General features: G+C 58.9%; 25 protein-coding genes and 1 tRNA gene. 8 read left to right on the top strand and 18 right to left on the bottom strand.

Features of this window, described 5'->3' with window-relative positions:
• Positions 1 to 581, top strand: a 581-nt coding sequence (locus QRN61_RS05745; protein ID WP_285373402.1) for an RHS repeat-associated core domain-containing protein, incomplete at its 5' end; no start/stop codon positions are given.
• Positions 578 to 1,009, top strand: coding sequence for a DUF6896 domain-containing protein (locus QRN61_RS05740; protein ID WP_027613307.1), 432 nt, complete (start codon positions 578 to 580; stop codon positions 1,007 to 1,009). The genes QRN61_RS05745 and QRN61_RS05740, both read left to right, overlap by 4 nt.
• Before the next feature lie 150 nt (positions 1,010 to 1,159).
• Here QRN61_RS05740 and QRN61_RS05735 read toward each other — a convergent pair whose 3' ends face one another.
• From QRN61_RS05735 to QRN61_RS05720, 4 genes are all read right to left on the bottom strand, one after another.
• A complete protein-coding gene (locus QRN61_RS05735) occupies positions 1,160 to 1,330 on the bottom strand; it encodes a hypothetical protein (RefSeq protein ID WP_169844085.1) in 171 nt (56 codons plus the stop codon).
• 123 nt (positions 1,331 to 1,453) lie between these two features.
• Positions 1,454 to 1,879, bottom strand: coding sequence for a glycine zipper domain-containing protein (locus QRN61_RS05730; RefSeq protein WP_027613308.1), 426 nt, complete (start codon positions 1,877 to 1,879; stop codon positions 1,454 to 1,456).
• 134 nt (positions 1,880 to 2,013) lie between these two features.
• Positions 2,014 to 2,382 (bottom strand): glycine zipper domain-containing protein, encoded by a 369-nt coding sequence (locus QRN61_RS05725; protein WP_007960728.1) that lies wholly within the window; start codon positions 2,380 to 2,382, stop codon positions 2,014 to 2,016.
• Between the two features lie 325 nt (positions 2,383 to 2,707).
• The gene (locus tag QRN61_RS05720; RefSeq protein ID WP_007960727.1) at positions 2,708 to 2,896 is read right to left on the bottom strand and encodes a hypothetical protein; all 189 of its coding nucleotides are present in this window, start codon (positions 2,894 to 2,896) and stop codon (positions 2,708 to 2,710) included.
• Positions 2,897 to 3,135: 239 nt separating this feature from the next.
• Between QRN61_RS05720 and QRN61_RS05715 the strand changes: the two genes are divergently transcribed.
• A complete protein-coding gene (locus QRN61_RS05715) occupies positions 3,136 to 3,414 on the top strand; it encodes a hypothetical protein (protein ID WP_097087585.1) in 279 nt (92 codons plus the stop codon).
• A 66-nt stretch (positions 3,415 to 3,480) separates the two neighbouring features.
• On the opposite strand, the gene QRN61_RS05710 is transcribed toward QRN61_RS05715, so the two are convergent.
• Both QRN61_RS05710 and QRN61_RS05705 read right to left on the bottom strand, forming a co-directional pair.
• The gene (locus tag QRN61_RS05710) at positions 3,481 to 3,801 is read right to left on the bottom strand and encodes a YbjQ family protein (RefSeq protein WP_027613311.1); all 321 of its coding nucleotides are present in this window, start codon (positions 3,799 to 3,801) and stop codon (positions 3,481 to 3,483) included.
• A gap of 164 nt (positions 3,802 to 3,965) precedes the next feature.
• A tRNA-Ser gene (locus QRN61_RS05705) sits at positions 3,966 to 4,055 on the bottom strand.
• Between the two features lie 295 nt (positions 4,056 to 4,350).
• Here QRN61_RS05705 and QRN61_RS05700 point away from each other — a divergent pair.
• From QRN61_RS05700 to QRN61_RS05690, 3 genes are all read left to right on the top strand, one after another.
• On the top strand, positions 4,351 to 5,040 hold the full coding sequence (locus tag QRN61_RS05700; protein WP_064586733.1) for a crotonase/enoyl-CoA hydratase family protein: 690 nt from the start codon (positions 4,351 to 4,353) through the stop codon (positions 5,038 to 5,040).
• Positions 5,041 to 5,257: 217 nt separating this feature from the next.
• Positions 5,258 to 5,980: a 1-acylglycerol-3-phosphate O-acyltransferase gene (locus QRN61_RS05695; protein WP_285373401.1), complete on the top strand. Its 723-nt coding sequence runs from the start codon at positions 5,258 to 5,260 to the stop codon at positions 5,978 to 5,980.
• A gap of 132 nt (positions 5,981 to 6,112) precedes the next feature.
• Complete coding sequence (locus QRN61_RS05690) at positions 6,113 to 7,084, top strand: magnesium and cobalt transport protein CorA (protein ID WP_027613314.1); 972 nt, start codon at positions 6,113 to 6,115, stop codon at positions 7,082 to 7,084.
• 99 nt (positions 7,085 to 7,183) lie between these two features.
• Here the strand turns inward: QRN61_RS05690 and QRN61_RS05685 are convergent, their stop codons facing one another.
• The 3 genes from QRN61_RS05685 to QRN61_RS05675 all read right to left on the bottom strand — a co-directional run bounded on the left by QRN61_RS05685 (position 7,184) and on the right by QRN61_RS05675 (position 11,377).
• Positions 7,184 to 7,906 carry an amidotransferase gene (locus tag QRN61_RS05685; RefSeq protein ID WP_095139972.1) on the bottom strand — a complete coding sequence of 241 codons (723 nt, stop codon included), beginning with the start codon at positions 7,904 to 7,906 and terminating at the stop codon, positions 7,184 to 7,186.
• Between the two features lie 95 nt (positions 7,907 to 8,001).
• Positions 8,002 to 10,146, bottom strand: a complete 2,145-nt coding sequence (locus QRN61_RS05680; protein ID WP_285373400.1) for a 3-hydroxyacyl-CoA dehydrogenase NAD-binding domain-containing protein — start codon at positions 10,144 to 10,146, stop codon at positions 8,002 to 8,004.
• Positions 10,147 to 10,171: 25 nt separating this feature from the next.
• Complete coding sequence (locus QRN61_RS05675) at positions 10,172 to 11,377, bottom strand: acetyl-CoA C-acetyltransferase (protein WP_285373399.1); 1,206 nt, start codon at positions 11,375 to 11,377, stop codon at positions 10,172 to 10,174.
• A 60-nt stretch (positions 11,378 to 11,437) separates the two neighbouring features.
• On the opposite strand from QRN61_RS05675, the gene QRN61_RS05670 reads away from it, so the two are divergent.
• Entirely contained in the window at positions 11,438 to 11,632 is a 195-nt protein-coding gene (locus tag QRN61_RS05670) for a hypothetical protein (protein WP_285373398.1), read from the top strand.
• 383 nt (positions 11,633 to 12,015) lie between these two features.
• On the top strand, positions 12,016 to 12,783 hold the full coding sequence (locus QRN61_RS05665) for a c-type cytochrome (RefSeq protein WP_285373403.1): 768 nt from the start codon (positions 12,016 to 12,018) through the stop codon (positions 12,781 to 12,783).
• Between the two features lie 120 nt (positions 12,784 to 12,903).
• On the opposite strand, the gene QRN61_RS05660 is transcribed toward QRN61_RS05665, so the two are convergent.
• From QRN61_RS05660 to QRN61_RS05620, 9 genes are all read right to left on the bottom strand, one after another.
• Entirely contained in the window at positions 12,904 to 13,707 is an 804-nt protein-coding gene (locus QRN61_RS05660) for a transglutaminase family protein (RefSeq protein ID WP_027613320.1), read from the bottom strand.
• Positions 13,704 to 14,654, bottom strand: a complete 951-nt coding sequence (locus QRN61_RS05655) for an alpha-E domain-containing protein (RefSeq protein WP_027613321.1) — start codon at positions 14,652 to 14,654, stop codon at positions 13,704 to 13,706. Before QRN61_RS05655 ends, QRN61_RS05660 begins: the two co-directional genes overlap by 4 nt.
• A gap of 12 nt (positions 14,655 to 14,666) precedes the next feature.
• A complete protein-coding gene (locus QRN61_RS05650) occupies positions 14,667 to 16,076 on the bottom strand; it encodes a circularly permuted type 2 ATP-grasp protein (RefSeq protein ID WP_027613322.1) in 1,410 nt (469 codons plus the stop codon).
• Between the two features lie 474 nt (positions 16,077 to 16,550).
• Positions 16,551 to 16,898 (bottom strand): ribonuclease E inhibitor RraB, encoded by a 348-nt coding sequence (locus QRN61_RS05645; RefSeq protein WP_007960698.1) that lies wholly within the window; start codon positions 16,896 to 16,898, stop codon positions 16,551 to 16,553.
• A gap of 212 nt (positions 16,899 to 17,110) precedes the next feature.
• Positions 17,111 to 17,344, bottom strand: coding sequence for a hypothetical protein (locus tag QRN61_RS05640; RefSeq protein ID WP_027613323.1), 234 nt, complete (start codon positions 17,342 to 17,344; stop codon positions 17,111 to 17,113).
• A 233-nt stretch (positions 17,345 to 17,577) separates the two neighbouring features.
• The gene (gene speE, locus QRN61_RS05635; RefSeq protein WP_003223223.1) at positions 17,578 to 18,453 is read right to left on the bottom strand and encodes a polyamine aminopropyltransferase; all 876 of its coding nucleotides are present in this window, start codon (positions 18,451 to 18,453) and stop codon (positions 17,578 to 17,580) included.
• Positions 18,454 to 18,708: 255 nt separating this feature from the next.
• Positions 18,709 to 18,900: a PLDc N-terminal domain-containing protein gene (locus tag QRN61_RS05630; RefSeq protein WP_007960694.1), complete on the bottom strand. Its 192-nt coding sequence runs from the start codon at positions 18,898 to 18,900 to the stop codon at positions 18,709 to 18,711.
• Positions 18,901 to 18,971: 71 nt separating this feature from the next.
• A complete protein-coding gene (locus QRN61_RS05625; protein WP_285373397.1) occupies positions 18,972 to 19,502 on the bottom strand; it encodes a hypothetical protein in 531 nt (176 codons plus the stop codon).
• A 158-nt stretch (positions 19,503 to 19,660) separates the two neighbouring features.
• Complete coding sequence (locus tag QRN61_RS05620) at positions 19,661 to 20,179, bottom strand: ankyrin repeat domain-containing protein (protein ID WP_027613325.1); 519 nt, start codon at positions 20,177 to 20,179, stop codon at positions 19,661 to 19,663.
• Between the last annotated feature and the right edge of the window lie 89 nt (positions 20,180 to 20,268).

The raw sequence follows: 20,268 nt of genomic DNA, 5'->3' as shown, positions 1-20,268 counted from the left end.
ATGCGGAAAGCGGGCTGCATTACAACCGGCATCGGTATTACGACCCGAGGTTGGGCAGGTATCTGACGCCGGATCCGGTGAAGTTGGCTGGAGGACTAAACCAATACCAGTACGTGCCGAATCCGACGGGTTGGGTGGATCCGTTGGGGTTGAATTCCAATTGTCCGCCGCCGAATAAGCCTGGGTGTGAAGTACCGGGTGGGATTGTTGGGGCTAAGGTTGATGAGGGTGAACCGCAGGTACCAAATCTAACTCATGGCGTAGACCCAAAAACATTGAAACGAACACATGCGCTCATGGGGAAAACCTCAACTAGGCTAGTCGAGAAAATGAGGATAGAAATGGGAGATATTGGGTTTAACCGCGAGTTTCCTATAGATGTCGCTGAGCACCACGGAAACCTTTACATTTTAGATGGCCATCATAGAGCTTCGGCTGCACGACAAACCTCTACCGAAGTAACGATCCAGCTAATAACCAACATCGAAGATCACCACGGCAACCTAAACACTATTGAAGAAGTGCTAGAGTCAGCGGCTAACGTCGGTAATGACAGATTGGAGCATCGCAGAAGAAGATGAATAAAAAAGACAAAAACCTTGAAGACCTCATTAACGACTTTCTTTCTAAGGTTGATAGTGCGACGTTGCTGCTCGAGAAAAGATTTGGTACCAGAAATATCCTGAGGCTTTGGCGCAGCAATCAAATACAACGGTGCGGTAACATAACTGACAACACCCAATACGAGCTTCATGGAGTTGGATGCATCGTTCACTTCACTACAGAATCAGTGAATTTCGATTACGGTTCAAACAGTAGAATCGACGGTTTTGATGTTTGGCGCCTTTACATTTATGCCAGTGACAGGCCATCCAAATATAAAAAATACTGCGACAAAAAAACAGTTGAAAAGGAGTTTAAAGAGTACATCGCATCAGGCCGAATAAAAAAAATGTCGGCATCAGATAATCTTTACATACTCATCAACCCTGATTTAACTGCCAAATAACAAAATATTTTGTCGGTTTGCTTTCGTCCGCCTTGACGATTGTTTAACAAGCTTGACCTCGAGAACAAACCAATCCGAATCAAAGGGCCTGAAGTACAGGCCCCGGATATTTAAATTCAGTGCGCCGCCACGCTCGACTTTCAAGACAACTTATTGCTCATCCTCATCCTCTTCATACTCCTCATCCAAAGCCTCATCCGCATCATTCAACGGCACCGTCGCATCATCCATCAGCGACCCCGGATCCTCGTTCCCCGGATCATTGATAAACGGCAGACCACTCGGGCCTTTTTCTTCCTTGCCTTCGGTTTCGGGCGTCATGGCAAACCTCTACGTCTGGTGGGTTGTATAGCGTTCGAAAAGCCTTACAGCCAATCGTTCCAGTGTCCGACCGCCAGAAACGAAAAACCCGGCGCCAGGCCGGGTTTGTTTTCGAATATTCAATCAGTGATGGCGGTTTTTGTGTTTGTACTTGTTGTGCTTGTGACCACCACCGGAATGAGCTCTGCCACCGTCGTCACCCAGGTTGTTGCCCACCGCACCACCCGCTGCGCCGCCCAAACCGGCACCAATGGCCGAACCAGTGGAGCCGCCCAGGCTGTTGCCGACCACTGAGCCGCCGGCAGCGCCGAGACCACCGCCAATGGCGGCTTCGGTGCGATTGTGTTTATTCGCCCCGACCGCGCTGCCCGCCGCGCCACCGACACCTGCGCCAACCGCGGCACCGGTGCTGCCACCTAGCTGGCCACCGACCACGTTACCGAGGACACCGCCCAAACCGCCACCTACGGCGGCGCTGCCATCTCCGGCGGCCATCGCACCTTGAGCGATGAATAATCCGAAAAACAGTGCAGACAATGACAAGCGCATTTGAACCTCACAGTTCCCGAATCGGGAGGGTATGCCCATAGGGCCTATGTCAGATTGGAGACATTTTTCGAGAAAACGTTCAGCCATGAAAAAACCCGACATCGAGCCGGGCTTTTTCTGACAAACGTTCGCTATCAGTGACGCTTGTGACCTTTGGACAGGTTGGCGCCGACGGCACCACCGGCAGCGCCACCCAGACCGGCGCCAATGGTCGCGCCATTTCGGCCACCCAGGCTGTTGCCGATCACCGAACCACCGGCCGCGCCAACACCACCGCCGATAGCCGCTTTGGTGCGGCTGCCCTTGCCGGCTGCCATCGCACTGCCGGCCGCGCCTGCAACACCGGCACCAATCGCTGCGCCCGTGCTGCCGCCCATCTTCTGGCCGACCACGTTACCCAGCGCGCCACCCAGACCGCCGCCGAGTGCTGCAGTACCCTCACCGGCGACCGCACCTTGAGCAACCAGAAGCCCCAGAACCAGAGCAGGCAATGTTAGACGCATGACGAAAACCTCAAAAATAGGGAGATCAAAAGGGGCCGAGATTGAAAGCTGCCGACGCGCTGAAGTCCAGACAAATCAGCTGCCGCCGCGCACTTGGCGCCGATTGGACAGCGATTTCGCCAAAGGTTTTATCGCAGGCAAAAAAAAGCCCGCTGGGGAGACGGGCTGGAGACTTGCTTTCTAACGGATGGCTTCACCCTACGACCGTGGACGTGAAAAGTTTGTGAAAAACACCAAACCGGGCCAAGAGTTTGTAGGAGATTTCCTTTTCATAAACAGCAGGCATAAAAAACCCCGTTCATAGACGGGGTCGTTCGGTCTCACTTTATTTTCTTGAGCGGGCCGAGACCTTTGGAAGGAATTTGGCTTTCGGCCCCTTGGGTGCCGTGGACTTGATCTTGCCGGTCTGCACCGGATCCTCGCCAAAGCCCGATTGGTACTCCGTCTGGCCGCAACGGACACAGTTGTTGAATGAAAATTCGGCTCCATCGTCTTCGATATACGGATCAGTCATAGCCTCTCCCCTTTGCGATAGATCGACACCGGCAAAGCCCTTTTGCCTGAAAAAATATCGACCTCCAAGGCTTTTGAGACTAGCCGGTCATTACCGGACTTGTGGTTCAGTTCGACCGATGCCCGACGAATGGCCTACACCTGCTCAACATCCGAACCAACCGTTGATCTCACAACGCTAAAGATTCCCGCCCACAGGCCGTTGCCCTTTTTCATACAAATGAATCTCAAGGAGAGAACATGAAAATCAACGGATTCCCGGAAATGCCGGTCGTAAAACTCACGGACGAACAAATCGCTGCCGGCAAAGCCGCCGGTGAAAAATTCAAGGAAAAGCTCGCATCAGGCGACATCACCATCACCTACCCGGACAAACCGGTTCTGACTCCCGGCGTTATCTACCACCCGAGTCAGCCGGCCGATCCGACGCCCTCCACCGGCACCCCGCCGATGGTCGCAGTCGATACGCCCCTGACCTATGACGCCCACGGGCTTGTCATCCTCAAGCCACAGGGCTGATCGAAAGCAGAAAAGCAAAAAGCCCATTCATCATCTGAATGGGCTCGCTTGAACACCGCGACTGCATCAACGCAACTTGACCGCCGTACCCGTCGCGAACACCACAACCATGCCACCCTTGCCCGCCGGCATGCTGATCTCGAAATCCAGCCCGACCACCGCATCCGCCTGCAACGCCCGCGCCCGTTCCTTGATCTCGTCCGTCGCCTGAACCCGCGCCTCTTTCAACGCACGCTCCAGCGTCTGCGAGCGCCCACCGAAAAAATCGCGCATGCCGGCAAACATGTCACGGATCACGTTGACGCCCTGCACCGACTCCGCGCTGACAATGTCCAGGTACGCGGTGATCTGTCGGCCTTCGATGGCGTGGGTGGTGGAGATGATCATGGGAACAGTCCTTTTTTCTACGGATAAAGCGGGGATTGTAATGCGCTATGGCAAATCAGGCTGAGCACTTGCACGCATGACAGGCGTAGCGGATTAAAATCCAGACGCCAGAAACCACAAAACCCCTGATCTCTTTCGAAATCAGGGGTTTTGCGTATTGAATGTGGCGGTGAAGGAGAGATTCGAACTCTCGATACAGTTTCCTGTATACACACTTTCCAGGCGTGCTCCTTAAGCCACTCGGACACTTCACCGTATCTCTTCAAACATGTTCTGTCTGTCGAGGCGCGCTAATGTAGTCGAAAGCTTTTCTGATGGCAAACTTTTTTTCAGAATTTTCATGCGGTTAAGACAAAAAGGCGTTTCGCCCCACCTTGGACGATGGCAAACCGGCCAATCTCTGGTGACGGCCACCCTTCTATATAGAAGCAGAACGGTGTGCTACGCCGCGCGCGGCCGGAAACGGTGACCGGCGAGTCAGTCACAGTGCTTTACCTGGCCTACGGCGGTGGGTAACGTCTGCCCATCTTTCTTACAAGGAATAGCGTCATGAGTGAGTTGATTGCCTACCACCTCGAAGACGGTATCGCGACCCTGACCTTGAACAACGGCAAGGTCAATGCCATTTCCCCGGACGTGATTGCGGCGTTCAACGCGGCGCTGGATCAGGCGAAGACTGATCGTGCCATCGTGATCATTACCGGTCAGCCGGGGATTCTGTCTGGCGGCTATGACTTGAAGGTGATGACCGCCGGGCCTAAAGAAGCCGTGGCGCTGGTGACTGCGGGTTCGACACTCGCCCGTCGCCTGCTGTCCCACCCGTTTCCGGTGATCGTTGCCTGCCCAGGCCACGCCGTGGCCAAAGGTGCATTCCTGCTGCTGTCCGCCGACTACCGCATCGGTGTCGACGGCCCGTTCAGCATCGGTCTGAACGAAGTGCAAATCGGCATGACCATGCACCACGCCGGCATCGAGCTGGCGCGTGATCGTCTGCGTCGTTCGGCGTTCCACCGTTCGGTGATCAACGGCGAGATGTTTGATCCGAAAAGCGCGGTGGATGCCGGTTTCCTCGACAAGGTGGTGGCTGCCGAAGAGCTGCAAGGCGCAGCCCTGGCCGCGGCGCGTCAGTTGAAGAAGATCAACATGAACGCGCACAAGAACACCAAGCTCAAAGTGCGCAAGGCGCTGCTCGAAGCCCTCGACAACGCGATCATCCAGGATCAGGAACATCTGGGCTAAGCCCGTGCTTCCCGAGCCAAAGAAAAGCCCGACTGTCGTGTCGGGCTTTTTCTTGCGCGTTCGGTTGATCATCCGCCGACAGCTCTAGGACACGTCTGACGATCAACTTGGAAACATGCGCTTAAACATCGCCTATCTCCGGACTCTATAGCAGCAATTGCCGAAAACAGTGCACATCCGTACACTGCGCCACCTTTTGTCCCGGTGGGGCCTGAAAATGCTGTTTGTGTTTCGTATGTTATTGATGGGCCTGCACTTTATTCTGGCCGGCGTGTTGGGGGTGATCCTCGGGATGTGCCGGCCGTTCAATCCGGACAACAGCCGACTGTGCGCCCGCCTCTACGCGCTTCCGGCCATGTGCATTCTGCGCTTGCGGGTAAAAGCCGACGTCGGCCCGTTGATGAACAAGCCAGACAGTTGCGTGATTGTCGCCAACCATCAGTCCAACTACGACCTGTTCGTGTTCGGCAACGTGGTGCCCCGGCGGACCGTTTGCATCGGCAAGAAAAGCCTGAAATGGGTGCCGCTGTTCGGGCAACTGTTCTGGCTCGCGGGCAACGTGTTGATCGATCGCGGGAACGCGCACAAGGCGCGCAAGTCGATGCTCACCACCACCCACACCCTGCAACACGAAGACACGTCGATCTGGGTATTCCCGGAGGGCACGCGCAACCTCGGTGAAGAACTGCTGCCGTTCAAGAAAGGCGCGTTCCAGATGGCGATCGCCGCCGGTGTGCCGATCGTGCCGGTGTGCGTCAGCAGCTACATCAAGCACATGCGCCTGAACCGCTGGCGCAGCGGGAACATTCTCATACGCTCGCTGCCGGCGATTCCTACAGCCGGGCTGACCATGGATGACATGCCCATGCTTATGTCCCAGTGCCGCGAGCAGATGCGCGAATGCATCGCCGCGATGGATCAGCAGCTGCGAGCTGCGTGAAAAAAACCCGCCTTGTGCGGGTTTTCTTTTGCCGGGTGAACTGTACAGATTTCACTGACTCTCAAGCAGCGACACAGCTAAGCTGAAGCCTTGTATTCCCTGCCATCTGCCAAGAAGAAGTGAACCACTACCATGGGTCGAGTTGTTGCTGCTGCGGTTTACAGCGCCGGTAAGAAAGTCACCAATATCACGCTTGACGAAGGCGCCGCCTGGGCCGCAAAAACCGGACATTTTGTCTGGATCGGCCTGGAAGAGCCGGACGCTCAGGAGCTAGCCAATCTGCAGCGCCAGTTCAACCTGCACGAACTGGCCATCGAAGACGCCCTGGAAAAACACAGCCGGCCGAAGCTGGAAACCTTTGGTGACGCCTTGTTTATCGTCACCTACTCGCCGATCCGCGAACATGGGATCTTGCAGTTCATCGAAACGCACATCTTCGCCGGCAAGGGCTACATCATCACCGCCCGCAACGGTCACTCGGCGTCCTACGCGCATGTCCGCCAACGCTGTGAGGCGCGGCCGCTGCTGCTGGAGCACGGTGAAGATTTCGTCCTGTATGCGCTGCTGGATTTCGTCATAGAAAACTACCAACCGGTGGGCGAAGCGATTCATGCCGAGATCGATGAACTGGAGCGCAACGTGCTGTGCAGTGCGTTGAACGAGCATGACATTCAGAAACTCCACGGCCTGCGCCGCGATGTGTTGCGCCTGCGCCGCTATGCAGCGCCGATGGTGGAGATTGGCGAGGAGCTGCAGAAGCTGAGCTTCCCGTTCATCGACAAGAACATGCGCCCGTACTTCCGCGATGTGCAGATTCACGTCACGCGGCAGATGGAAGACCTGACCACGCTGGCGGATATCGCCAGCCAGACCATCGAGATCGGCGTGCTGCTCGAGGCGTCACGGCAGAGCGTGGTGCAACGCAAGTTTGCCGCGTGGGCGGCGATTCTGGCATTCCCGACGGCGGTAGCTGGGATTTACGGGATGAACTTCCAGAACATGCCGGAGCTGAGCTGGCACTACGGCTATTTCGCTGTGTTGGGGTTTATTACGGTGGGGTGTGTAAGTTTGTGGGCGAGTTTCAAGAGGTCGGGGTGGTTATAGGGAAGCAAAAGCAAAAGATCGCAGCCTGCGGCAGCTCCTACAGGGTGTACGCCATCCCAATGTAGGAGCTGCCGCAGGCTGCGATCTTTTGATCTGCTATTAAGCAGCTTCTGGCTTGTGCGCCACAAAGCGCATCATCCACTCTGCCACCGTGGTGCCATGGTGCTCCTGCTCGAGGCTGGCCACGCCTTTCGAGTAGATCTGCGAACCCAGCGCTTCCTGGCGCAGATCCAAGAGCGCCCGCGAATAGTCGTGAATGAATTCCGGGTGCCCCTGGAAGCACAGCACCTGATCGTTGATGTGGTACGCGGCAAACGGGCAGAAATCGCTGGAAGCGATGACCGTGGCGTTTTCCGGCAGCGCAGTGACCTGATCCTGGTGACTGATCAGCAGCGTCAGCTCTTCTCGCACCGGGCTCATCCACGGCGCCTTGGCCGCCAGTTTGTAGTTGTGGGTGCCGACGCCCCAGCCTTGACTGGCGCGCTCGCTCTTGCCACCGAGCAGCAGCGCCAGCAATTGATGGCCGAAGCACACGCCGAGCAGCTTGTCGCCACGCTCGTAGCGGGTCAGCAGGTATTGCTTGAGGGTCTGGATCCACGGGTCGGTGCCGAACGAATCGGCCTTGCTGCCGGTGATCAGGTACGCATCGAAGGTCAGGTCGTCGCTGGGGTATTCGCCCTGCATCACGTTGTACACGGTGAACTCGGCGGCAATCGGTTGCTGCGAGAACAGGCGCTGAAACATCTGCCCGTAACCCTGATATTGATCGACCAGTTCCGGACGCAGGATGTCGGTTTCCAGAATGCAGATGCGTAGCGACATAAAAAATACCTGACACGTGATGGGAATAATGAACACCCCAGAGCCTGCCTTGAAACACCCCGGCAAGGCAAGCCCCGCAGCGTTCAGCCGATCACTTAAAACAGCTCGCCTTTCGCGGCTTTTTCCAGAAGCAGGGCCGGTGGCGCAAAGCGCTCGCCGTACTGCTCGGCCAGATACTGCGCGCGTGCGACGAAGTCCTGCACCCCGTACTGATTAATGAACTGCAAGGTGCCGCCGGTCCACGGCGCAAAGCCGATGCCGAAGATCGAGCCGACGTTGGCGTCCGCCGTCGAGGTGAGCACGCCCTCCTCCACGCAGCGCACGGTTTCCAGGGCCTGCACGAACAGCAGACGATCACGCACATCCTTCGGCGAAATCTGCCCGTCGGCCTTCTCGAAGCGCGTCCTCAACTCCGGCCACAGATGTTTCTGACCACCCGCCGGGTAATCGTAGAAACCACCGCCAGCGGCTTTGCCCGGGCGCTTGTATTCGTTGAGCAGCAAGTCAATCACAGCGAACGCCGGATGATCTGTCAGCGGCTTCCCTTCCGCTTGCAGGTCTTTGGCCGTTTGCTGACGGATATGGCTCATCAGGCTGAGGGAAACTTCGTCGGAGATCGCCAGCGGCCCGACCGGCATCCCGGCCTTGCGCGCTTCGGTCTCGATCATCGGCGCGCTCACGCCCTCGCCGAGCATGGCGATGCCTTCATTGGTGAAGGTGCCAAACACCCGCGAGGTAAAGAAGCCGCGACTGTCATTGACCACGATCGGGGTTTTCTTGATTTGCAGGACGAAGTCGAAACCGCGCGCCAGGGTTTCAGCACTGGTCTGCGCACCTTTGATGATTTCCACCAACGGCATTTTGTCCACCGGGCTGAAGAAGTGCAGACCGATGAACTTGCTCTGATCGGGTACTGCGGTCGCCAGCCCGGTGATCGGCAAGGTCGAAGTGTTGGAGGCAATCACCGCGTCAGCACCGACAATCTTTTGCGCTGCCGACGAGACCTTGGCCTTGAGTTCGCGATCCTCGAACACCGCCTCGATGATCAGATCACAACCCGCCAGATCCGCATCATTTTCAGTGATGTGAATCCGCGCCAGCACCGCTTCGCGCTTTTCGGCCGTCATCTGGCCACGGGCGACTTTCTTGTCCAGCAGCGCCGCCGAATGGGCCTTGCCCTTCTCGGCCGCCGCCAGGTTGATATCCTTGAGCACCACATCGATACCAGCCGAGGCACTGACGAAGGCGATCCCGGCGCCCATCATGCCCGCACCGAGCACACCGACCTTGCGCGTGACATATGGCGCAAAACCCTGCGGCCGCGAACTGCCGGCGTTGATCTCGTTGAGCTGGAACCAGAAGGTGCCGATCAGGTTTTTCGAGATCTGCCCGGTGGTCAGTTCGGTGAAGTAACGGGTTTCGATCAGGTGCGCGGTATCAAAATCGACCTGCGCGCCTTCCACCGCCGCACACAGAATCTTCTCTGGCGCCGGCAGCGTGCCCTGAGTCTTGCTGCGCAGGATCGACGGCGCTATCGCCAGCATCTGCGCGACTTTCGGATTCGACGGTGTGCCGCCGGGGATCTGATAACCCTTCACGTCCCAACGCTGCACCGCACTCGGGTTGGCGACAATCCAGGCGCGCGCCTTGGCCAGCAACTCGTCACGATCCGCCGCCAGTTCATCGATCAGACCGGCCTGCAATGCTTGCTGTGGGCGCACCTTCTTGCCTTCGAGCAGATACGGCAAGGCTTTTTCGATGCCGAGCATGCGCACCATGCGCACTACGCCGCCACCGCCCGGCAACAGACCGAGGGTCACTTCCGGCAGACCGAGTTGCACCGAGGCGTCATCCAGCGCCACCCGGTGATGGCAGGCCAGACAGATTTCCCAGCCACCGCCGAGCGCCGCGCCGTTGATCGCCGCGACCACCGGTTTGCCGAGGGTTTCCAGGGTGCGCAATTGCGCCTTGAGGCTCAGCACCATGTCATAGAAGGCTTTGGCTTCGGGTTTGCCGACCTTGATCAGCTCATTGAGGTCGCCGCCGGCAAAGAAGGTTTTCTTTGCCGAGGTGATGATCACCCCGGCGATACTGTCTTTGTCCTCCACCAGCCGCGCAACGCAGGCGCCCATGGCATCGCGGTACACGGCGTTCATGGTGTTGGCGCTCTGGCCCGGCATGTCGATGGTCAGCACGACGATGGCGTCCTGGTCTTTTTCGTAACGAATGGCTTCGCTCATAACAAGGTTTCCTTGAAGTCGGGGCTCAGAGGCGTTCGATGATGGTGGCAATGCCCATGCCGCCGCCGACACACAGCGTCGCCAGGCCATAGCGCAGGCGCCGGGCTTCCAGTTCATCGAGCAAAGTGCCGAGGATCGCGCACCCGGTGGCGCCCAGTGGATGCCCCATGGCGATGGAGCCGCCGTTGACATTGACCTTGTCCGGGTCCACCGCCATGTCCTTGATGAACTTGAGCACCACCGAGGCAAATGCCTCATTGACCTCGAACAGGTCGATGTCTTCCACGCGCAACCCCGCCTTGGCCAAGGCCTTGCGGGTGGCCGGTGCCGGGCCGGTGAGCATGATGGTCGGGTCAGTGCTGGTGACCGCCGTGGCGACGATCCGGGCCCGTGGTTGCAGGCCGAGCGCACGACCCTTGGCTTCGGAGCCGATCAACATCAGCGCCGCACCGTCAACGATCCCGGAGCTGTTGCCCGGCGTATGCACGTGGTTGATCCGCTCGACGTGGCTGTAGACCCGCAGCGCGGTGGCATCAAACCCCATCTGGCCGATCATTTCGAAACTTGGCTTGAGTTTGCCGAGGCCTTCCATCGTCGACTCGGCGCGAATGAATTCGTCGTGATCGAGCAGGATGATGCCGTTCTGATCCTGCACCGGCACCAGCGACTTGTTGAACGAGCCGTCGGCCCGCGCCCGTGCGGCTTTTTGCTGCGAGCGCAGCGCGTAGGCATCGACATCCTCACGACTGAAGCCTTCAAGGGTGGCGATCAGGTCCGCACCAACGCCCTGCGGGGTGAAGTGGCTGTGCAGATTGGTTTGCGGATCCAGTGCCCAGGCGCCGCCGTCGCTGCCCATCGGCACCCGCGACATCGACTCGACGCCACCGACCACCACCAGATCCTCGAAGCCCGAGCGCACTTTCATCGCGCCGAGGTTGACCGCTTCCAGACCCGAGGCGCAGAAGCGGTTGATCTGCACGCCGGCCACGCTGACGTCCCAATCCGCCACCTGCACCGCAGTCTTGGCAATGTCCGAGCCCTGATCGCCAATCGGCGTGACGCAGCCGAGCACCACGTCATCGACCTGACTGGTGTCCAGCGCGGTACGGCTTTGCAGTGCGGTCAGCAATCCGGCGAGCAGATTCACCGGTTTGACGCTGTGCAGCGCGCCATCGGCCTTGCCTTTGCCGCGGGGCGTGCGTAACGCATCGAAAATCAAAGCTTGGGTCATGACGTCCTCGAACCTGTGCGGTGAGTGAATTTCGTAGTGTCACTGTTGTCCCGAGCGCGCATGGATTCAATGACCACAGCGCTCAATGACGTTGACGTGCACGCTCAGACGGACGGTCATTCACCCTCAGGTGAACCGGTTCAGGTCAGCGAGTTGTCTAGCAAGCGGGCGGCGAAGAAGCTGGCAATAAGCCTCATGCCGTTTTTATCGCAAACGGCAGCAAATACATATGAAATGGATCTAAGCCATGCGTGACGCGGGCTCTAAGGTAGTAAATGTACGTCAGGGTCGTCGGGTTTTGCCGGGGCCGACGTTCTTCAACAGGAAGTGCAGCGTTTGCCGTCATGGATATGCAGGCAGACATCAGGAAATAACAATAAAGGCGGTCAAGCCATGTTCAAACAACCGAAAGTTCGTCAAGCAGGACTCATTCTTTTCGCCACCACGCTGCTGTTGATTTTGCCCAATCTGACCAAGGTGATTGGCTGACTCAAGCGGCAGGCATCCGCTATCGCCAGACAAAATGTGACTGGCCCGCTACCCGGGCCAGCGTGGCTGTGCGAACCTTTGCGCACTTCCACGACGGGGACGGCGATCATTTGAAAACGCTCATTGTGTTCTGGGCCTTGCTGCTGAGCATGCCCTTGTCTGCGGCGCAGCTCACGCTGGCGCTGGGCGCGAACAGTCGCACTTGGCAGACCGAAGAGTTGCTCAAGCATCCGCAAGCACAAACTCTGACCATCAAGAACGATGTGTCCTACAAGAAAGACATGACTTATCGCGCCGTGCCCGTGGCGGCGCTGCTCACCGGGATCAAACCGGCCGATCACCTGCAAGCGGTGGCGCTGGACGGGTTTGCCGCCGAAATGGCCGCTGCGCCGTTGCTCAACAGCAAAGGCGCGCAGGCCTGGCTGGCGATCGAGGACCCGACGCAGCCGTGGCCGCCGCTGTCCGAGGGTAAACACAGCGCCGGGCCGTTCTATCTGGTATGGACTGACCCGCAGGCCGGCAACATCAGCCCTGAGCAATGGCCGTTCCAAGTGGCGAGCATCAAGCGCATGGCGCCGGTGGCCGAACGCTTCCCGGCGCTGTTGCCGGATCCCAAGCTGAAAGCGGATGACCCGGTGAATCAGGGTTTTGCGCTGTTCCAGAAGAACTGCCTGGCCTGCCACCGGTTGAACGGTGCGGGGGATGCGCAGTTCGGGCCGGATCTGAATATTCCGTACAACCCGACTGAGTACTTCGGCGCGGATTTTCTCAAGCGCTACATTCGCGATCCGCAGAGTTTGCGCCAGTGGCCTCAGGCGAAGATGCCGGGGTTTTCGGCAGAGGTGTTGCCGGAGAGGGATTTGCAGTTGTTGATCAGCTATTTGCAACACATGGCTGGGCGCAAGGTTAAGCCCTGATGCAACTCCCCATGTGGGAGCGAGCCTGCTCGCGAAAGCGGAGTTTCAGACACCACATTGCTGACTGATAAACCGCTTTCGCGAGCAGGCTCGCTCCTACAGGGTTTTGTGTGAAGCAAATTACTGTTGTTGCACGGAGATAACCGGCGTCGGCGACACGAACACCTTCGCATGCATCTGCTCACAACCACCGCCCCGTCGCATGCCGCGCACCGGGCAGGCATCCAGATAATCCAGGCCCACCGCCAGTTTCAGATGGCGCTCCGGGCGGGCCAATTGGTTGGTCACATCAAAGCTGTACCAGGCGTCATCCAGCCACGCTTCGGCCCAGGCGTGACTGGCCAGGTGCTCGGCGTCCTCGCTGTACAGATAACCCGACACATAACGCGACGGAATCCCCAGGCTGCGTGCACAGGCGAGAAAGGCATGGGTGTGATCCTGGCAAACCCCGGCGCGCCCGGCAAAGGCTTCGGCGGCGCTGGTGTCGACTTCAGTCGAACCCGGCGTGTAGCTGATGTGCTGGTTCAAACCATGCATCAGGTCGATCAGCGCAGTGCGATCGCGCCGCTGTTTGCAGGATTTGTCGGCAAACGCCCGTAGCGCTTCGTCGGCCTCGGTCAGCCGGGTGAAACGCAGGAACGGCAGCGCCGACTGGCTCTCATGCTCAGCCTCGCGCAATTCGTCGATATCGACCTGGCCACGGGCGCCGATAATGATCGCTTCGTGCGGCTCGTCCATGGTCAGCACATGCAGGATGTTGCCGAACGGATCGAGCTGGGCGCGCACCGGACGCGGCAGGTCGAGCTGCCAGCTCAACACGTGCTGACGCTCGCTGTCGTGCGGGGTCAGGCGCAGATACTGGATGCTCGCCCGCACCTGATCTTCATAGTGATAGGTGGTCTCGTGGCTTATGGAAAGTCTCATGCAGCCTCCAGGTATGAACTGTGAATCGCGTTGCCCAACTGGCGCACCAGCGGGATGAATTCGGTGAGCCAGGCGTGCAGGCCTTCGGCGAGGATTTCGTTGATACCGGTGTAGCGCAGACGCGCGTCCATTTCGGCAGCAAGGCGTTGTGCCGGACGGCCATTGGCGCCGGGCAACTGGGCGAGGATCTGGTCGATTTCCTCGGTGCAGGCGCGCAGTGAGCGCGGCACATCGGCGCGCAACAGCAGCAGCTCGGCGACATGCCGGGCGCCGGGGGCGTCGCGGTAGATCTCGGTGTAGGCCTCGAACGATGACAGCGCTCGCAACAGTGCACTCCACTGGTAATAGGCGTGCGCCGTACCGTCACTGACGGCCTCGGCCTGATCGCCGGCCATTTCATAGCGCGCATCGAGCAGGCGCAGCGTGTTGTCCGCACGCTCGATGAACGTCCCCAGACGAATGAAGCGGAACGCATCGTTGCGCATGATCGTGCCGTAGGACGCGCCACGGAACAGGTGCGAGCGCTCCTTGATCCACTCGCAGAAACGGCTCATGCCGTAACGACTGAGGCCCTGCTCGGCAATGCCGCGAATTTCCAGCCAGGTAGCGTTGATGTTCTCCCACATGTCCGCGGTGATACGCCCGCGCACCGCATGCGCACTGGCTCGCGCTGCGCCGAGGCAGCTGTAGATGCTCGCCGGGTTGGCCGCGTCCAGGGCGAAGAAGTGCAGCAGGCGTTCGGCATGCAGTTCGCCGTGACGCTCCAGGTAATCGTCGAGGGTGCCGGTGATCAACAGCGGCATCGCCAGTTCGTGCAAACCGTCGCCGCGACCGTCCTGCGGCATCAGCGACAGCGAATAGCTGATATCGAGCATCCGTGCGAGGTTTTCCGCCCGCTCCAGGTAACGCGACATCCAGTACAGATCCGAGGCAGTTCTACTTAACATGGCAAGCTTCCTTCAATCCTCGACCACCCAGGTGTCCTTGGTGCCGCCGCCCTGGGAGGAGTTCACCACCAGGGAGCCTTCACGCAGGGCGACACGGGTCAAACCGCCGGGCACGACCCGGGTTTCGCGGCCAGACAATACAAACGGACGCAAGTCGATATGACGCGGCGCAATGCCGTTTTCGACAAAGGTCGGACAGGTCGACAGCGACAATGTCGGCTGCGCAATGTACGCGTGGGGCTTGGCCTTGATCCGCTCACGGAACGCATCGATCTGCGCCGTGGTTGACGCCGGCCCCACCAGCATTCCGTAACCGCCGGAGCCCTGGGTCTCCTTGACCACCAGATCCGGAAGATTGGCCAGTACGTGGGAAAGTTCCGAGGGGTTGCGGCACTGCCAGGTCGGCACGTTCTTCAGGATCGGTTCTTCATCGAGGTAGAAACGGATCATCTCGGTGACAAACGGGTACACCGATTTGTCATCCGCCACGCCGGTGCCAATAGCATTGGCCAGCACCACGTTGCCGGAACGATAGGACGACAGCAGCCCCGGCACACCGAGCATCGAGTCGGGGTTGAATGCCAGCGGATCGAGGAACGCGTCGTCGAGACGGCGGTAGATCACGTCCACCGCTTTCGGCCCGTCGGTGGTGCGCATGTACACCTTGTCGTCACGCACGAACAGGTCGGCGCCCTCCACCAGTTCAACGCCCATTTCTCGCGCCAGGAAAGCGTGTTCGAAGAACGCACTGTTGAAGCGCCCCGGCGTCAGCACCACCACACTCGGGTCGTCGATCGGGCTGGAGCTCTTCAGGGTGTCGAGCAACAGATTCGGGTAGTGGTCGATGGGCGCGATGCGCTGGGCGGCGAACAGCTCCGGGAACAGGCGCATCATCATTTTGCGGTCTTCGAGCATGTAGCTGACGCCGCTCGGCGTGCGCAGGTTATCTTCGAGCACGTAATAAGTACCGTCGCCATCGCGCACCAGATCGACGCCGGAGATGTGCGAATAGATGTCGCGGTGCAGATCCAGGCCCTGCATCGCCAACTGGTACTGCTCGTTGGCCAGCACCTGTTCGGCGGGGATGATCCCGGCCTTGATGATGCGCTGCTCGTGATAGAGGTCGGCGAGGAACATGTTCAACGCCTTGACCCGCTGGATGCAGCCACGCTCGACGATCCGCCACTCGCTGGCGGGAATGCTGCGCGGAATGGTGTCGAACGGAATCAGGCGCTCGGTACCCTGCTCGTCGCCATAGAGCGTGAACGTGATCCCGGCCCGGTGGAAAAGCAGATCGGCCTCGCGTCGCCGTTGTGCCAGCAACTCGTCAGGCGTGTCGGCCAGCCAGCGGGCGAACTCCCGGTAATGCGGGCGGACCTGGCCGCCGGCATCGTACATTTCATCAAAATAGGTGCGGATCATGCCGTACTCCTTGTCACCCGGACCTACAGGCCTTCGCAAGGCCCGTGCCATCGGCATAAACGCTTTGATTTCAATCGGTTGGAGAATCACGCCGCAAGCACCGCACCATTCCTGTGCGGCAATGGCCCCAACCGGATTGCCCCCGCTTCATTGCGACGCATTGCATCGCCTATCACCAGCATAGTCAGAGTTGATTTCACCGCTCGCACCGAGCTGCGGATAATCGGCGCATTCGCTGAAAACTTCCCCGGTGAAGGTTTCAGCTCCACTGATCCGGACTGCCCGCGCAGTCCCCGCAGGCCGTAACCCTGACCGGTTTCCTCTCCTTATCGGTCTTCCCTTTAGCCACCCTCTCCGGTGGCTTTTTTTTGCCCGGGATTCTTGTTTCAGGGTTTTGCCACGGGCTATTCGGCGGCCAGAAACGACAACGGCCAACCCGAAGGTCAGCCGTTGCTCAATACCTGAAACCAGAGATCAGTTCAGACGATGGCGGTTACGCACCTCCTGCTTGACGCCCCAGCCCTCGATGATGCCGCCCAGCGGCTCGACCACGGCGGAGAAGCCCTGCTCGAAATCGCCAATGTCGTCATAGGTTGCGTACATCACTTTGCTCAGTTCCAGCGACCAGGCGCCATCGTCGCGCGCACTGACCTGGGCATTGATGGATTCACCACGAAATTTGCCTGCCGCCCTGCGCGCCCGCTCCTCGTCCGGGAAAATGGCGTAGAACTCGATGGGATGGAACCGGGAAAAGTCGAAACCGCCTTCTTTCATGCGGCGCAGAACATTGCTGCTGATGTCTTCTTGATAGGCTGTGCTCATGAATCGTCCCCCTCGGATAGATGGATAGACTTTCCGTATTCCCGCCCCGGGCCTTACAGGCCAAAGTACTTCGGCAACGTGGTTGCACGCGGGAAACAAGCATGTAGCTGACAAGACCAGACCTTAGCGATTGTTTCGCTGATCTCGCTTGCAGAGTAGCCCCAAGATAGAGCTGCTGCCAAGGCCTGGTGCTTCAAGTGACAGGAAGAATTTCAGATTGGCGTGATACTGCGGATTTCGATGCTGTTCTGGGTTTTCAGGCTTTTCACGCCAGCATCGGTGGTGCGCCCTTCAAGATCGTTCATATCCAGTTCGGCGGCCACCGGCAGGAGCCGTTCCTTGATCAGGCGTGCAGCCTCGTCGTCGCTGGGGCATTCCGCGCGCTCGAACACCTCATCGACAATTTCACCATGATCGTCCACGAAAGTGACTTTCCACTTTTGCATCGGTGCCTCCTCGATCAAACCCGCAAATGGGCTTACTACTATCTCGACTTTTGGCGAGATTGATCGTTCAAAAGGATTGCAGCAGACGAACATGAAAAAAAATATATTCAGTGTGCATCGAGCTCTTGTGGGAGCGGGCTTGCTCGCGAAAGCGCTGGATCATTCAACAGATATGTCGAATAACAATACGCCTTCGCGAGCAAGCCCGCTCCCACAGGGGAGTTGCGGGGCTTTTAGTCGTTGCTTGGCTTGTTGATCGCCTGCAACACGTACTGCGGCAGCGCAAATGCGCCGATGTGGATTTCCGGATTGTAGTAGCGGGTGACGATGCCGCTGCCGATGAAGCGCTGTTGCAGGGTTTCACGGCTCAGTTTGCGGTAGGCAGGGTTGGTCGAGCCCCAGGCGAAGGTCATCGACCCGCCGATGTAGGTCGGCACGGCCGCCTGATAGAAGTGCCAATCCGGAAACAGGCTGCGCAGGCGGCCGGCGGTGGTTTTGACTTCGTCGATCTGCATGAACGGCGTGCCGTTCTGAGTCACGAGGATCCCGCCTTCGTTCAGGCAACGGTGGCAGGCCTGATAGAAGTTTTCCGAGAACAGCACTTCGCCCGGGCCGATCGGGTCGGTGGAGTCAGAGATGATCACGTCGAATTTTTCCGTGGTGGTGGCGACGAAACGCATGCCGTCGTCGATCACCAGGTTCAGCCGTGGATCGTCGTAGGCGCCCTTGGAGTGGTTCGGCAAGAATTCCTTGCACATGTCGACCACGGTGCCGTCGATCTCGACCATGGTGATGTGCTCGACGCCGGCGTGCTTGGTCACTTCGCGCAGCATGCCGCCGTCGCCACCGCCGATGATCAGCACGCGCTTGGCGGTGCCGTGAGCGAGGATCGGCACGTGAGTGAGCATTTCGTGGTAGATGAATTCATCGGCTTCGGTGGTCTGGATCACGCCGTCCAGCGCCATCACCCGGCCCATGCGCGGGTTCTGGAAAATCACCAGGTGCTGGTGTTCGGTGCGCACTTCGTGCAGCAGTTTTTCCATGCGAAAACGCTGGCCGTAGCCTTCGTAGAGGGTTTCCAGGTACTCGCTGGTTTTGGTGACGGTCATGGTCAAGTGCTCCGATGAATGCGCGGGCGCCAATCGTGGGGGACGATTGCCCGGGAAAGGCGCGCATTCTACGTTGCCGAAGATGACAGGTCGAACCTTCCTCCGACAGGGCACACTCTGGAGCTACCACAAGACCAATGTGGGAGCGGGCTTGCTCGCGAAAGCGGAGTGTCATTCAACCTGTGTTTCGACTGAACAATCGCCTTCGCGAGCAAGCCCGCTCCCACAGGGGATCAGCGTGTTTTCGGGAAAGCGTCAGACCCGCACATTGCCCCGTGGCCCGGCGATCGCCCAGATGATCAGGCCCAGTACTGGCAGGAGGATGATCAGCAGAACCCAGAGGATTTTCATCCCGGTCTCGGCGCCGCTTTTCAGTACGTTGATGATCGCCCAGATATCGAGGGCAAGAATGATCAGGCCAATCAGACCGTTGAACGTGGAACCCATGGTGTCGCTCCAGAATAGTGGCATGCACTTTTAGGATAGACGGTCGCGCGCAGGGTTCCCTTTTATTGCGTTCAGACGTGAACGGCGACTTTCAGCGCTTCCAGCGAAGGCCCGGCAGCGATGCCGACTTCGGCGCACAGCTCCAGCACCCGTGGCACGTCGTTGCCGTAGACCAGCACCACTTGCAACTCGTCGTCGAGCAACTGGCTGAAGTTCATCAGCGTGTAACCGCCGTTTTCCTTGTTCAGGCTGCTCATCTGCACCTGGATGCGATTGAGCGCAGTCAACGCTTCGGTCTTGGCCAGTTGTTTGGGCTTGAGGTTGAATTCGACGCCCGGGCCGAACGAGGCGACGATCTGCGCGAACAGGTCGACGTAGGTGTCGGCCTGGAACAGTACGGTTTCCGGCAGGCTGCCGACCACCACCCACTCGCCCAGCGGGATCGGGAAGGTGTCGTCGTAGTTGATGTCCGGGTTGGCTGCCAGAAAGGCGTCGGCATCAGCGTAGGCCTGCGCCGCTTCGTCCGCCACGTTCAGGATCTCGTCCTCGCCCATGCAGCCGGAGCTGATTTTGCTGATGAGTTCGACGAGTGCGGCTTTCATGAGGGCGGATCCTGTGGAAGGTTGAATTTGAGGGCGCGGAGGATAGCGCACAAAGCAAAAGATCGCAGCCTGCGGCAGCTCCTACAAGTTCCGCGCCCATTTGGCGAACGAATGTGAGACCTGTAGGAGCTGCCGCAGGCTGCGATCTTTTGACCTTATCAGGCCAGCAGTTTTTCCAGCTGCGCCGTGGTATCGACCGCGCCCATGGTGCGGGCCGCGTCCAGCGCGGTGACGCCATTGGCATCCTTGGCTTGCGGGTCGGCGCCCTTGCTGATCAGGTAATCAACGATTTCAACGCGGTTGAACATCGCCGCCATCATCAGCGCGGTGCGGCCGTCGAAGGACGAACCTTCGATCTCGGCGCCCGCTTCCACCAGCGCCTTGACCACCGCCAGATCGCCCTTGAACGCGGCGCCGGCAATCGGGCTCTGGCCGTTGCCGTTGCGCATTTCCGGGTCGGCCTTGTGCTTGAGCAGCACCTGCACGGCGTCGACGTGGCCATAGTAACTGGCGAGCATCAGCAGGGTGTCGCCCTTGCTGTTTTTCAGGTTCACCGGCAAACCGGCGCTGATCAGCCGATCAAGCATCAGCGCATCACCTTCGCGCGCCTTGTTGAAAACCTGCTCGGTGAATTCGGCAGCTTCTTCAGGGGTCATCTGGCGGCTCTGGTCAGACATAGGGCAACTCCACTTTCGGTTATTCGCAAAGCCGACAGTTTCCCGAGCGCGACGATAGCTGTCACCCCCTTTTTCTCAAGTCAGGCCAT

The sequence above is a fragment of the Pseudomonas sp. lyk4-TYG-107 genome (assembly GCF_030209055.1).
Classification (GTDB): domain Bacteria; phylum Pseudomonadota; class Gammaproteobacteria; order Pseudomonadales; family Pseudomonadaceae; genus Aquipseudomonas; species Aquipseudomonas putida_A.
The sequence above is the reverse complement of the archived record's forward strand: the minus strand, read 5'-3'. Positions and strand labels throughout refer to the sequence as shown.

Coding starts and splice junctions, on each gene's coding strand:
- QRN61_RS05740 (WP_027613307.1), top strand. CDS start 578: ATGAATAAAAAAGACAAAAACCTTGAAGACCTCATTAACGACTTTCTT.
- QRN61_RS05735 (WP_169844085.1), bottom strand. CDS start 1,330: ATGACGCCCGAAACCGAAGGCAAGGAAGAAAAAGGCCCGAGTGGTCTG.
- QRN61_RS05730 (WP_027613308.1), bottom strand. CDS start 1,879: ATGCGCTTGTCATTGTCTGCACTGTTTTTCGGATTATTCATCGCTCAA.
- QRN61_RS05725 (WP_007960728.1), bottom strand. CDS start 2,382: ATGCGTCTAACATTGCCTGCTCTGGTTCTGGGGCTTCTGGTTGCTCAA.
- QRN61_RS05720 (WP_007960727.1), bottom strand. CDS start 2,896: ATGACTGATCCGTATATCGAAGACGATGGAGCCGAATTTTCATTCAAC.
- QRN61_RS05715 (WP_097087585.1), top strand. CDS start 3,136: ATGAAAATCAACGGATTCCCGGAAATGCCGGTCGTAAAACTCACGGAC.
- QRN61_RS05710 (WP_027613311.1), bottom strand. CDS start 3,801: ATGATCATCTCCACCACCCACGCCATCGAAGGCCGACAGATCACCGCG.
- QRN61_RS05700 (WP_064586733.1), top strand. CDS start 4,351: ATGAGTGAGTTGATTGCCTACCACCTCGAAGACGGTATCGCGACCCTG.
- QRN61_RS05695 (WP_285373401.1), top strand. CDS start 5,258: ATGCTGTTTGTGTTTCGTATGTTATTGATGGGCCTGCACTTTATTCTG.
- QRN61_RS05690 (WP_027613314.1), top strand. CDS start 6,113: ATGGGTCGAGTTGTTGCTGCTGCGGTTTACAGCGCCGGTAAGAAAGTC.
- QRN61_RS05685 (WP_095139972.1), bottom strand. CDS start 7,906: ATGTCGCTACGCATCTGCATTCTGGAAACCGACATCCTGCGTCCGGAA.
- QRN61_RS05680 (WP_285373400.1), bottom strand. CDS start 10,146: ATGAGCGAAGCCATTCGTTACGAAAAAGACCAGGACGCCATCGTCGTG.
- QRN61_RS05675 (WP_285373399.1), bottom strand. CDS start 11,377: ATGACCCAAGCTTTGATTTTCGATGCGTTACGCACGCCCCGCGGCAAA.
- QRN61_RS05670 (WP_285373398.1), top strand. CDS start 11,438: ATGGATTCAATGACCACAGCGCTCAATGACGTTGACGTGCACGCTCAG.
- QRN61_RS05665 (WP_285373403.1), top strand. CDS start 12,016: ATGCCCTTGTCTGCGGCGCAGCTCACGCTGGCGCTGGGCGCGAACAGT.
- QRN61_RS05660 (WP_027613320.1), bottom strand. CDS start 13,707: ATGAGACTTTCCATAAGCCACGAGACCACCTATCACTATGAAGATCAG.
- QRN61_RS05655 (WP_027613321.1), bottom strand. CDS start 14,654: ATGTTAAGTAGAACTGCCTCGGATCTGTACTGGATGTCGCGTTACCTG.
- QRN61_RS05650 (WP_027613322.1), bottom strand. CDS start 16,076: ATGATCCGCACCTATTTTGATGAAATGTACGATGCCGGCGGCCAGGTC.
- QRN61_RS05645 (WP_007960698.1), bottom strand. CDS start 16,898: ATGAGCACAGCCTATCAAGAAGACATCAGCAGCAATGTTCTGCGCCGC.
- QRN61_RS05640 (WP_027613323.1), bottom strand. CDS start 17,344: ATGCAAAAGTGGAAAGTCACTTTCGTGGACGATCATGGTGAAATTGTC.
- speE (WP_003223223.1), bottom strand. CDS start 18,453: ATGACCGTCACCAAAACCAGCGAGTACCTGGAAACCCTCTACGAAGGC.
- QRN61_RS05630 (WP_007960694.1), bottom strand. CDS start 18,900: ATGGGTTCCACGTTCAACGGTCTGATTGGCCTGATCATTCTTGCCCTC.
- QRN61_RS05625 (WP_285373397.1), bottom strand. CDS start 19,502: ATGAAAGCCGCACTCGTCGAACTCATCAGCAAAATCAGCTCCGGCTGC.
- QRN61_RS05620 (WP_027613325.1), bottom strand. CDS start 20,179: ATGTCTGACCAGAGCCGCCAGATGACCCCTGAAGAAGCTGCCGAATTC.